Origin of the sequence: Bradyrhizobium viridifuturi (assembly GCF_001238275.1) — a bacterium.
Taxonomy (GTDB): domain Bacteria; phylum Pseudomonadota; class Alphaproteobacteria; order Rhizobiales; family Xanthobacteraceae; genus Bradyrhizobium; species Bradyrhizobium viridifuturi.
Genome location: NZ_LGTB01000053.1, coordinates 18,070 through 30,354 on the forward strand (window position 1 = coordinate 18,070; position 12,285 = coordinate 30,354).

Consider the following 12,285-nt stretch of genomic DNA (forward strand, 5'->3'; position numbering starts at 1 on the left):
CGTCACCGCACCGTTGCAACGCGGAGGATCTCGGCGGGCGAGGTCAATCCGGCGCGGCATTTGGCGACCCCGTCATCGAGCATCGTGGTCATGCCCGCGCGGATCGCCATCGTATCGATCTTCAGCCCGTCGGTTCGCTCTCCGATCAGTTCACGCAGTTCATTGGACAGTTCGAGCAGTTCGAACACGCCGAGGCGGCCGCGATAGCCGGTGCCGCCGCAGCGTTCGCAGCCGCATGGCTCCTGAATGATCTCGTCGGCCTTAAAGCCGAGCGCGGCGAGCCGCGGATCCTCGGTGAAATCGGCCGATGCCAGCGGCCGCGCCGCCTTGCAGCGCTCGCACAATTGCCGGACCAGCCGCTGCGCGATCACGCCGCGCAGCACCGAACGCAGCAGATAGCCTTCGACCCCGAGGTCGAGCAGCCGCGGCACCGCGGCCGCCGCGGTCTCGGTGTGCAGCGTCGTCAGCACCAGATGCCCGGTCAGCGCCGCATGCACCGCGACGTGGGCGGTCTCCGTGTCGCGGATTTCACCGACCATGATCACGTCAGGGTCCTGGCGAACGAAGGAGCGCAGCGCGGTGGCGAAGGTCAGGCCGATCGCCGGCTTGATCTGGGACTGGTTGACGCCGGGAAGCTCGTATTCGACCGGATCTTCGATCGTGAGGATCTTGCGGCTCGGCTCATTGAGGATCGACAGGATCGTCGCCAAGGTCGTGGTCTTGCCGCTGCCGGTCGGCCCGGTGATCACGATCATGCCGTGCGGCAGCTTCAGGAGCCGCCGCAGCTTGATCTCGTCGGGCTCCGAGAAGCCGAGCTTTTCGACCACCAACAGACCGCGATCCTTGGGCAGGATGCGGATGACGGCGGATTCGCCGTGCTGCGTTGGCATGATCGCGACGCGGATATCGATGTCGGTACGCCCGGCTCGCAGCCGCGCCGCACCGTCCTGCGGCAGGCGCCGCTCGGCGATATTGAGATTGGCGATGATCTTGATGCGGGAGACCACCGCCTGCGGCAGCACGCCCGAGAGCGCCGCAACCGGCCGTAGCAGACCATCGATGCGCAAGCGGACCATGAGTCCGGCGGAGAACGGCTCGATATGGATGTCGCTGGCGCGAAGCTCGACCGCCTTCTCGATCAGATCGTTGACCGCGCGCACCACCGGGGCGCCGCTGGCAAGATCGCGCAGGCTCTCGATGTCGTCTTCCCGGGGCAGCGCCGCCGTTGTATCGGCGGTCTCAGCCTCCTCGGCGCTGGAGGCGTTGTTCAGCGCGATGGCGACGTCCTCCGACGAGGCCACCTTCACATTGATGTCGGCGCCGAGCACGATCTGCGCCGCGCGCAGCGTCGCCTGGTCGGTCGGGTCGACCACCGCGAGCACGGTGCCACCATCGACCGCACGGCACGGATAGACCATGGTCTCGCGCAGGAACCGCGGCGAGAACGAGCCAACCAGCGGTTCGGCCGAGGTCATATCCTGGAGCGTCAGGCGGCCAAGCGCAAAGAAGCGCGCGGCTTCGTCGGCGAACTCGGTCGGTGAGAGACTTGTGATCTCCCACAGTTTCAATTGCCTGACGTCGGCGCCCGGCCCGGTCCGGTCGGACGCTCCGTCGGTCGGCGTCAGGTAATTGTTCTGACGGAGATAATCCACGAACCGAACGGACAGGTCGTTGGCCATTCTCGATATCCCGCCACACTATCCCGGATCAGTTCGTGCCAAGGCCGCTGCGTGCGGTCGCGTTCGGCTCCCGGCAATTCTGCGGTTATCGATCCGAAGTGTGACAGCTGTGCGAAGTCACATCGTTCGCCGCGCTCAAGAAGCCTTGACGTGGCTTCGCGGACACGGCGGGGCATCGACTGCACAGATTTGGTGCGATGCGCTGGGCAGGTCGCGAACGACAATCATGTAACCAATTTATTTCTGTCATGTTCGATCGCTAAGAGTCCTCCCGGGGTAGGACCGATCGTCGCAAGCAATCGAAATCTCAGTTAGTCAGACCGAAGGGCCTTCATGCAACGCGTAGGCACAGTGGGCCGCTGCCCGACGATCCGTGGCGGCCTCGCAGCCATTTTTGCCTTGACGTCATTGGGTTTGCTGGCGTCCTGCAATTCCGCAACGGTCGGCGAGAGCGTCGACGCGTCCCAGCTCGACGTCACCGACAAGGTGCGCTCGCTGGATCTGACGCAGCGCCAGCCGGCGCCGGCGAACGCGCTGGCGGCCACGAGCGGCAGCCAGGGCGGCAGCGTGCGCGCGGCGATGTATGACGGAAGCGAAGTGACGGCGCTTGCGGATGCGCGGCCGCAGCCGGCCTCGAACGGCAACGGCTTCGACCTGAACTTCGAGAGCACGCCGGTGGCGACCGTCGCCAAGGTCGTGCTCGGCGACATCCTGCATGTCGGTTACACCATCGACCCGAGGGTGCAGGGCACGGTGAGCCTGGTGTCGGTTCGACCGGTGCCGAAATCCGACATGGTCTTCGTGCTTGAAAACGCGCTCCGCCTGAGCGGCGTCGTGCTGCTCAAGGATACGTCGGGCTACCGCCTGACGCCGCTCGGCGACGCCGTCGGCGGCGGCCGCGTCGATGCCGCGGCAGCCAATCCCGAGCCGGCTTCGGCATCTCGGTGGTCCCGTTGCAATATGTGTCGGCCCAGACACTGCTGAAGCTGACCGACAGCTTCGCCACCCGGGCCGGCTCGGTTCGTGCCGACACGTCGCGCAACCTGCTGCTGATCCAGGGCACCGGCGCCGAGCGCCGCACCGCCGTCGACACCGTGCTCAGCTTCGACGTCGACTGGATGCGCGGCCAGTCCGTCGGCATCTTCCCGATCTCGAGCGGGTCGCCCGCCCCGGTCATTGCCGAGTTGGAGAAGATCGTCGATTCCGGCGAGAACGGCCTCAGCCAGAACGTCATCAAGTTCATGCCGATCCAGCGCCTCAACGCGGTGCTGGTGGTGACCAAGAAGCCGGAGATGCTGCACACGGCTGCGACCTGGATCAAGCGCCTCGATCGCAACGACACCGCACGCACCTCGGTCCATGTCTACCGCGTCAAATACGGCGATGCGCGCCAGATCGCGCGGGTTCTGACCGACATGTTCCTCGGCGGTTCCTCCGGCAATTTGCTCGACAGCGCCGACAGCCAGCTCGCGCCCGGCTCCGGCACCTCGTCGACGTCGAGCGTCGCCGACCGCCTGTCGCTCAACAACAACAACGGCGCGAATTCGGGTATGAACGGCTTCGCGTCGCGCGGCACCTCGGGGACGGGCCAGGGCCTCGGCCAAGGATTTGGCGCCGGCGGGCAAGCGAACAATCCCAACAATCAAGGCCAGGGTAACAATGCCGCGCTGGATGCCGGGCGCGGCGCGTCGGGCTCCGGCAACGGCCAGCCCGTCATGCAGGACGTGCGGATCACGCCCGATGTCGTGAACAACAATCTCCTGATCTATGCCGACCAGGCCAACTATCGCATCATCGAGGCGACGCTGGTGCAGATCGACGAGCCGCAGCTCCAGGTCGCGATCGACGCGACGATCGCCGAGGTCACGCTCAACAACACCCTGTCCTATGGCGTGCAGACCTATCTCACCAGCCGGAGCCTGGGCCTGAAGCCGAACATGGGCTCGTTCACGGGCACCCAGGCCACCACGGCGCCCGCGACCACCACGGACGCAACCACCGGCGTCGCCACCGTCGCCGGCTCGGTCACCAACGCCTTCATCAACCGGGCCTTCCCGGGCTTCAACTTCCTGGTCGGGTCCGAGACGCAGCCGAGCCTCATCCTGGATGCGTTGCATGCCGTCACCAGCGTCAAGGTGCTCTCCAATCCATCGCTGGTCGTGATCAACAACCAGGTCGCGACCTTGCAGGTCGGCGACGTCGTCCCGGTGTCGACCGGCAGCGCCACGGTGCTGACCACCAGCAACACGGTGGTCAACACCATCGACTATCGCAACACCGGCATCATCCTGAAGGTCTCGCCGCGTGTCAGCGTCAACGGCACGGTGCGACTCGATATCGAGCAGGAGATCAGCAACGTTCCGCAGAGCAGCACGGTAAACCTGACGCCGACCGTGTCTGAGCGGCGGGTCAAGAGCCAGATTTCGGTCGCCAACGGCCAGACCGTGCTGCTGGCGGGCCTGATCAGCGAACAGCAGAGCGGCGCCCGCAACGCGCTTCCGGTGCTTGACCAGATCCCCGGTCTCGGCGATGCCTTCGGGCATCAGAGCAATGGCACCCAGCGCACCGAGCTGATCATCTTCATCCGCCCGCAGATCATCCGCAACGGTTCCGACGCCCAGACCGTGGCCGAAGAGCTGCGATCGAAGCTGCGCGGCAGCATCGCCACGACAACGACCAATGCGCCGATCACCACCAGCTATCACTGAGCCGGGCATGCGCGCACGCAGCCTTTTCACATCGCGCAAGTCGCTCTGCGCCTCGCTTGCTGTCGCGCTTTGGGCGGTGACCGCGTCAGCCGCGAGCGCCGACGGCGTCGCGCGCGGCGCAGCCGCCTTCCATCGCGGCGATTATGTCAGGGCCGCTCAGGAGCTTGCGCCGGCTGCCGAGCGCGGCAACCCGAGAGCGCTCGGCATGCTCGGCTTCATGTATGAGCACGGCTTCGGCGTACCGCAGGCCTACGCCGCTGCCGCCGATCTCTATTATCGCGGCGCCGTGCAGGGGGACCCGTTCGCGCAAGCCCAGCTCGGCCTGATCTACGACAAGGGCCACGGCGTCCCGACCGATTTTGTGCTGGCCTACAAATGGCTCAATCTCGCAGCGGCCCGCACCGGTGGGCGGCAGCGTGACGTCTATCTCAGGTTCCGCGACGCCGTCGCATCGAAGCTCTCGACCTATGAGATCATTGCCGGCCAGCGGTTTGCATTGGAATGGGTCCCGGACCGGCCGGCGCCGGACGTGCACCTGACGGTCAAGTAATCACCGATCGCAAGCCCGCACTGCGCGCGAGCCGTTGCGCTGCTGCGACAGCGAGATTTGCATCGCGCTGTCGCTCCTCCCGCCTGCGATCCCGCTCCCTGCCGTCACCTGCCGGACGAGCCCGCCGCATCGCCGAGCCCGATGACCTGGAAGGCGCTGTTCTCGTTATAGGTCTGCTTCTCACGACGCTTGCGCTTCTGCTCCGGCCGCATCTTCCGCCGCAGCCGGCGCCATCCGATCACGATACCGCTGATCGAGACGACCGTGCCGACCACGGACAGCAGCCACACCACGACGTCGCGCGCCGGCCAGATGCGCAGCAGCAACGGGACGTCGAGGCTATGCAGCGCGTTGAACAGCCAGCGATAGGATCGGCGGCTGTCATCGCTGCGGTCGAGGATCTCGGCGGTGGCCGGAGAGATGTGCAACCAGGTGTGGGCCGGATCATCGAAGCCGATCCGCAGCACCGGAAGCTCGCGCTGATGGTGCAGCGTGTACCAATAGGCATCCGGCTCATCGAGCTGATGCGCCGATGTCATCGCAGCGCCCGGCATCGCGCGTCGGGCCGCCCCGATGATCTCGTCACGCGAGAGAGCCGCGGGCGCGCCGGTCGCGGGATCGGCGAGGCTGCGACGGCCGTTGCCGTCGTCGAGCAGCATCAGAGCGCGTCCGCCGATCCAGACGAAGCGTGCCTCCACCGCCGGTATCGGCGGCGACTGCAAGCGCGCGACGATATCGGGCGTATCGTGGCCGCTGTAACCGACCGCGATCTCGCACGTGAGGCCGCGCCCGGCGAACGCGCCGCCGGGATTGAGCGACAGCCAGCCGCTGAACATCCAGGTGAGGACGAAGATGCCGCCGACGAGGCCGGCGATATGATGCCAGGCCATCCAGCCGCGATAGGGCGAGACGGCGCCATCAGCGTAACGGCGCGTCAGCCGCAGGCGGAGGATGCCGATCCAGAAGCCGGTGACGGCAACCACCAGACACACGCCCGAGATCCACAGCACCACATCCCGCCACAACGGCCCGTCCTTGCGCAGCACCGTCGGATAGATCCAGTGCGGGATCGAGCCGAGCCAGTTCCAGACCCGTTCCCGCCGCGTGGTGTCGAGCGCGATCTCGCCGCTGCGCGAGGAGAGATAGAGTTCGGTGCCGTCGGCATCACCGAGGCCGATCAGATAGAGCGGCCGCAGCGGATCGAACCGCGCGGTGACCGACCATTGATCGCGCGTCACGGTGTCGAGCAGCTGCGGCTGCACCGCGTGCGAATGATGGCGGGCGACGGCGAGCGCCTGATCGGCCGTGATGCCGTCGATGATGCGGCCATCGATCGCCGAAATGGTGACGGCGGCGCCGTTCCAGCCGATCACGCGATAGACCGGCGTATCATCCATCATCGCGAGGCGCAGGTCGCGCGGATAAAGCTCCGCGCCCGCAATCGCCATCGCGCGATCCGGTGAGATCTGCACCTTGTTCCAGAGAAGGACCGGGAGCGCAGCGAGGCGCTCGCCGTCGGTGAGGCGCGGAAACGCCACGTACATCATGACGAGGCCGGAGATGAACCACATCGCGAACAGGAGGCACGTCGCGATGCCGATCCAGCGATGGACGACATAGAGCCATCGCCGCGCTCGCCGGATCAGAGCCTTGCGCATCGTCAAAACTTCACGTTGAGGGAAAGTTCCGCGGTGCGCGGCATACCGAGCAGCCACTGCCCCGTGCCGTTCGAGGTCACCGCGTAGACCTTGTCGAACAGATTGTAGACCCGGAACGCGACCGTGGTGCGATCATCCGGCTTCCACTTGATGCCGCCATTGACCACATTGTAGCCCGGCCGCAACTGGGTGTTGGCGAGATCGGAGTACATCGCGCCGACGATCTGCACGCCGCCATAGGCAGACCAGTTCGGTGCGAAATCCCAGGTCAGCCAGACGTTCGAGACCTGCTGCGGCACGTTGACCGGAACATTGCCGCTGTAGCTGACGATCTTGCCGCCGACCACCTGGCTGTTGTTGTCATATCGGGCGCGCAACAGCGCCAGATTGGCGTCGATGCGCCAACCGTAATCCAGCGCAAGCCCGACCGACGCCTCGACCCCGCGGGAAGATTGCTGGCCGATCTGCAGCGCCAGGCCGGTGCCGGGATTGGCCGGATCAGGAATTGTCAGCCCGGTCTTGACGATATCGTAGCCCGCCAGCGTCCACTCGCCGCGGCCGCCCCAGAACGACTGCTTGACCCCGATCTCGGTCTGCTTGCCGGTCGCGAGCTGGAAGGTCTTCTGCGAGGTCGACAGTGAGATCAGATTGCTGACCGGATCGACGCCGACCGCGTACTGACCATAGAACGCGAGGTTCTTGATCGGCTCGTAAACGAGGCCGGTGCGCCAGCTCGTTCCCGACAGCGTGGTCTCAAAGCTGTTTGACGGCGTCTTGTAATCGGTGCGATCGACCTCCGGACGATCGTACCTGACGCCGGTGACAACAGACAATTGATCGGTCAGCGACAGCCGATCCTCTGCGAACAGCGCGTATTGATTGACGATCGCGTTGAAGCCCGGCGTGGTCGCCGTGGTCGTCGCGACGAACGACCCTGGATCGGACACGTAAGGGTTGACCGACGACGCGCCGCCATAGGGCGAGTTGTTGGTGTGGGTGAAATCGATCCGGTTGACGTCGAACCCGGCAACGAACTGGTTCGCAAGGCCGAACACGTGACCGCTGAAGGTCGTATCCATCCGGTTGCCGAGCTGCTTCTGGTCGTGGAAGATCTCGATATAGCTGGAGCGATCGATCAGCTGGGTCTTCGGATTGAAGGTGTAGTTTTCGATGTCGCGCCAGTGCCGCTCGCTGGTCAGATAGTAGAGCGTGTTGTTGACCTTGATGCCGTCGGCGACGTCCCACTCGGTCTTGAACTGGGTCCAGCTGTCCTGGTAGCGGATCGCGCTGTCGGATGCGTTGTAGCTCTTGAAGCGCAGCGCGTCCTGGATCGCGCCGTTGATCAGTGGCGTGCCGAAGTAGCGCGACGGGCTGCGATCGCCATAGTCCTCGGACAGCGTAAAGGCGAGATTGTCCGACGCCTGCACGCGCACGGCCGCGGAGACCACTGCATTCGAGGTCTTGTCCCGATCGACCCAGCCGTCCGACATGTTGCCGGTGGCGTTGATGCGGTACGACACATTGGGATTGATCGGACCGGTGCTATCCACCGACAGCCGCCGCGTCATGTTGCTGTCGAGCGAGACCTCGGCCTCGTTGTACGGCGTGGCTAACGGCTTCTTCGGGATCACGTTGATGACGCCGCCGATCGCACCTTCGCCGTACAGCACCGAGGCCGGGCCGCGCAGCACCTCGATGCGCTGCGTCGACCAGGTGTCGTAAGGGAACGTCAGCGTGCCGGAGCCGATATAGAAGCGCGTGCCGTCGTACAGCGTCATCACCGAGTTGCTGCCGGCAAAACCGCGGGTGCTGAACGACAGACCGCCATTGCCGGGCGCCGGCGTTGCGATGAAGCCGGCCGCATTCTGGGTGACGGCATCGAGCACATTGTGCTGGCCGCGTTCGGCGATGGTCTGCGCCGTGATGATCTCGACGCTGGCCGGCGTCTGCAGCGGCGTCAGATTGAGGCGGCTGCCGGTGCCGGCCTGCGTCGTTGCATTGAGTGTCGGTGATGCCGGCCCTGATGCGCCTGACGCTGCGGCACGCGGCGCGCCGCCGGCTGCGGCGACCGTCGCCGATCTGGCGCGTCGCGGCGCCGCCGCGCTGTTGCTGCTTCGCGCAGCGGGTTTGGGCTTTGCGGATGCCGAGGGGGCGACTTCGATCGGATCGAGCGTGGTGGGTGGAGCTGTTTGTGCCGAAGCCTCAGCCGGCAGCAGCAACGATGGCAGGGAGCAGACGAGACCGAGGCGCCAGTTGCGCGCAACGGAGGGAGACGAGGACATGAAACGACTCGCGGTAACGTGGCACGTCACCGCGAACGCGGACTGGCGCATTGCCCAAAAGGCAGTGCTCCGATCCCACCAGGACGCCCCCGCCCGATGTGCTCGCGTGTGACCACGACTGACGGCAGGTCTCCTGGCTCACGGGTCATCGCCTGTCGACGCCTTCCCGGGCCTGATGGCCCAGTGGCAAATTGACGAAAGGCTCGCCGTTTACAGTTGCGGGGACAGCTGCGGCATTGGGGTTACCCTCGCACCGCATTCCCTTTTGATCCCCGAAGGGAACCGTCGAGAAAAACGATAGGTGGCGGACGCAGAGCTGTCAATTCGATGCGATTGTCGCACACATGCTTTGCCGATGTACGTGGCCGCGACGTCACAAAGAGTGCGGGCTTACCTCACTAAGTCTCGACGCAATGCTCCATGATCGCATCAATCTCGGCGCGCGAGAGCGCACCCATCTCGGCGATGAATACGATTCGCGTACGCGGCACGCCGGGAGCCGGTACGCCGCCGGCAGCCAGCGTCGCGCGTCCGCCGGCGAGTTGAAATACCGTCAGCCGCCCGGGCTGCTCGACCGTCTCGAACAATCCCTTCGCCCGCGCCAGCTTCGGCGCCAGTTTACCGATCGCCAGTTGCAGGCGCGGCAGCCGCACCGGATGCTCCGAGGTCCAGCTCAGTGTCTCGAAGCGATCAGCCGCTGGCCGTCGCGGCGCGGTCTCGCGCGGCGCCGGCACATGATCGAGATCGGCCGGAAACAGCAATTCCGTTGGCACCTCGCCATGCAAGGCATCGACAATCACCGCCGCCGGCCGCACCGTTCGCACGGCGGCGCGGATCGCGGCGCAGGCGGCTGCATCGGCGAGATCCACCTTGCTCAGCGCCACCACATCCGCCGCCCGCAACTGCGAGCGCAGCAGCGCGTCATCCAGCATCGCCACCGGCTGCGTCGCGTCGACGACGCAGAGCACCGTCTCCAGCGGCGCCTCCTTCCAGATCACCGGATCCATCAGGTTACGGACGATGTCCGCGGGATCGGCGATGCCGCTGGTCTCGATCACGATGAACTCGGGACGCGGATCACGCCGCAACAAGGTTGCAAGCGTGCGCAGCAGATCGCCCTCCAGCGTGCAGCAGATGCAGCCGTTGCTCAGACTGACCACGCCATCACTGGCGCCGGCGATCAACTCCGCGTCGATGTTGATCGCACCGAAATCGTTGACCACGGCGGCGATGCGCTTGCCTTGCGCATGCGCCAGCAGATGGTTGACGACCGTGGTCTTGCCCGCCCCGAGGAAGCCCGCGACCAGCAGGATCGGGACCGGCACGTCAGCCCCCGATGACGGGCCGGCGCACCGGCCGGCCGGGCCGCGCCGCGACATCGAGCACGCCGTCATTGATCAGCGGCTGGCCGCTGACCACGAGGTGCCGCACGCCTTCCGCCGGACGGTTCATCGCCGAGAAGGTCGCGCGATCGCTCAGCGTCTCGTAGTCGAACACGACGACATCGGCATCGGCGCCCGCCTGCAATCTACCTTTGGCACGCATCGCCGGCGTGCTCGCCGACAGGATCTCGGCCGGGATCAGCGCGCATTTGCGGATACCCTCGAGCAGCGACACCTTCTTGCGCTCGCGCACCCACTCGCGGATGAAACGCGTGAAGCAGCCGGCCGAGCGCGGATGCGAAGTGGCGTCGTCCGGCAGCGGCCAGGCGTCGCCAGTGTAGGGCCGGCCATCCGACAGTGTCCACGGCATCGCGTCGGAGGCAATCGCACCGCCCGGATACAGCACCGCCATGTCGAGCAGATCGCGATGATGCGCGTTGTTCTCGATGTCGAGCACATGCCAGAGCACCAGCGTCGAGGGCTCCTCGGCCTGCGCCGCCAGCAGTTCCTCGCGGCTGCCGAAGCGGTGACCGTCGGTCACACGCTGCACCGAATCGTAGCCGAGGCCGTTGCGCTCCTCGAATTTGGGATCGCTGAAGAAGGTCGCCGCCAGCACCGTCGAGCCGGTGCCGTAGGGATAGGCCTCCACCGTGATCGGCAGGCCCTGCGCCTGCGCTTTCGCGATCAGCGCGACGCAGCGCTCGATATCGGTCTTGCTCGACGAGTTGAAGTGGCAGATGTGCATATGCGCGCCGGTGGCGCCAGCATAGCCGATCAGGCGGATATAGGCCTCGGCCGCGCTCTCGGGATCGATGCGCGACATGTAGGCGACGTGGGTGAAGGTCGGCACCGCGTGATCGGCGGCGAGCTGGCACACCGCGGTCAATTCCTGCACGCCGGCGCCGGGGGCATAGGCGTTGAGAATGCCGATGCCGATGCCGCCTTCATTCAGGCCGTTGGCGAGACGCTCGAGGATGCCGCCGACCTCGCTCTCGGTCGCCACGTTCTCGATCCAGCGGCGATCGCGCATCGCCGCGCCGAATGATTCCAGCGAGCTTTCCGAATTGGAGCCGGTCATCGCGCCGATGCGCGCAAACGCCCAGTTGGTCGCGGCGCCGTAGTTCAGCACCCGCCCCTTCTCGGCCTGACGCTTGTACCAGGATGCCACCGGCAGCACGCCGGCCTCGAGGTCGAGCGATGTCGTCACCCCGTCGAACGCCTGCATCCGATCAGCCGGAATGGTCTGGCCATGCGCGTGCAGGTCGATGAAGCCGGGTGCCACGACGAGCCCGGTCGCGTCGATCTGGCGCTCGGCGCCGCCAAGTCCGGTGCCGACAGCGGCGATCTTGCCGTCGACCACGGCGACATCGCCGACCGCGTCCATCCCGCTGGCCGGATCTACCACCCGGCCGCCGCTGATCACCAAACCACCCATCTCACCACTCCCCGCATTCCGAAACCGACCGGTCTCTTTTCGCGCACAGAGAAGCGCATCGCACGCATCGCGGCAACCCGGCCAGGGTTGTGGCGACATGCTCTGGCGGAATATCCGCCGCGCCGTGATGGCGATTGCAGGGGAGCCCTTCCCTACGATCCGGTTGCACACCGCGACGGCAACCCTCGCCAGAGATCGTTGCCTGGCTTGATGCGGCTCGCCACCAGTTTTGGCGGCGTACGGTCCCTGGAGATCGCCGCCTCGAATGCACGCTTGAGCCTGACATTGTCGATCTGCGCCAGGAATCGCCGGATCACGGCGTCCTGATCCACGCTCCGGCCGGAGATCGCCGCGCACAACTCCGCGGTCGCCTGCGGAAGAAGTGGAAAGCGTCATCGGCGGCGCCGCCCAGCCGGTCGACCTCGCCGGCGACACCGAGCACGTGCATCCGATCGTCGTCGTCGAGCGTCACGGCGAAGCGCAGCACGGCAAGCTGCCAGGCACGGAGCAGCTTGCTCTCCGGTTCGCTCACCATCTCGCGCATTAGTCGAACACCCCGCGCGACTGACCTGCCTCGGCTGTCGGGGGAGG

Annotated in this window: 8 protein-coding genes, 1 pseudogene and 1 riboswitch; of the genes and pseudogenes, 2 read left to right on the forward strand and 7 right to left on the reverse strand. The window is 66.0% G+C overall.

The window, feature by feature from the left end:
• Positions 1–2 precede the first annotated feature (2 nt).
• Positions 3–1,679, reverse strand: a complete 1,677-nt coding sequence (locus ALC15_RS35655) for a GspE/PulE family protein (protein WP_050631340.1) — start codon at positions 1,677–1,679, stop codon at positions 3–5.
• A gap of 333 nt (positions 1,680–2,012) precedes the next feature.
• On the opposite strand from ALC15_RS35655, the pseudogene gspD reads away from it, so the two are divergent.
• Positions 2,013–4,387 (forward strand): annotated as a pseudogene (gspD, locus tag ALC15_RS35660) (type II secretion system secretin GspD).
• 76 nt (positions 4,388–4,463) lie between these two features.
• Positions 4,464–4,937, forward strand: coding sequence for a tetratricopeptide repeat protein (locus ALC15_RS35665; RefSeq protein WP_050631364.1), 474 nt, complete (start codon positions 4,464–4,466; stop codon positions 4,935–4,937).
• 104 nt (positions 4,938–5,041) lie between these two features.
• Here the strand turns inward: ALC15_RS35665 and ALC15_RS35670 are convergent, their stop codons facing one another.
• The 6 genes from ALC15_RS35670 to ALC15_RS46740 form a co-directional block, all read right to left on the reverse strand.
• Complete coding sequence (locus ALC15_RS35670) at positions 5,042–6,595, reverse strand: PepSY domain-containing protein (protein WP_094194321.1); 1,554 nt, start codon at positions 6,593–6,595, stop codon at positions 5,042–5,044.
• Between the two features lie 2 nt (positions 6,596–6,597).
• Positions 6,598–8,877, reverse strand: coding sequence for a TonB-dependent receptor (locus ALC15_RS35675; protein WP_050631341.1), 2,280 nt, complete (start codon positions 8,875–8,877; stop codon positions 6,598–6,600).
• Positions 8,878–8,983: 106 nt separating this feature from the next.
• Positions 8,984–9,179: riboswitch (cobalamin riboswitch) on the reverse strand.
• 96 nt (positions 9,180–9,275) lie between these two features.
• A complete protein-coding gene (locus ALC15_RS35680; protein WP_094194322.1) occupies positions 9,276–10,202 on the reverse strand; it encodes a CobW family GTP-binding protein in 927 nt (308 codons plus the stop codon).
• 1 nt (position 10,203) lies between these two features.
• On the reverse strand, positions 10,204–11,694 hold the full coding sequence (locus ALC15_RS35685) for an amidohydrolase family protein (RefSeq protein WP_050631343.1): 1,491 nt from the start codon (positions 11,692–11,694) through the stop codon (positions 10,204–10,206).
• Between the two features lie 152 nt (positions 11,695–11,846).
• Positions 11,847–12,011 (reverse strand): hypothetical protein, encoded by a 165-nt coding sequence (locus ALC15_RS46735; protein WP_244486403.1) that lies wholly within the window; start codon positions 12,009–12,011, stop codon positions 11,847–11,849.
• On the reverse strand, positions 12,008–12,238 hold the full coding sequence (locus tag ALC15_RS46740; RefSeq protein WP_244486404.1) for a hypothetical protein: 231 nt from the start codon (positions 12,236–12,238) through the stop codon (positions 12,008–12,010). Before ALC15_RS46740 ends, ALC15_RS46735 begins: the two co-directional genes overlap by 4 nt.
• Positions 12,239–12,285: the final 47 nt, after the last annotated feature.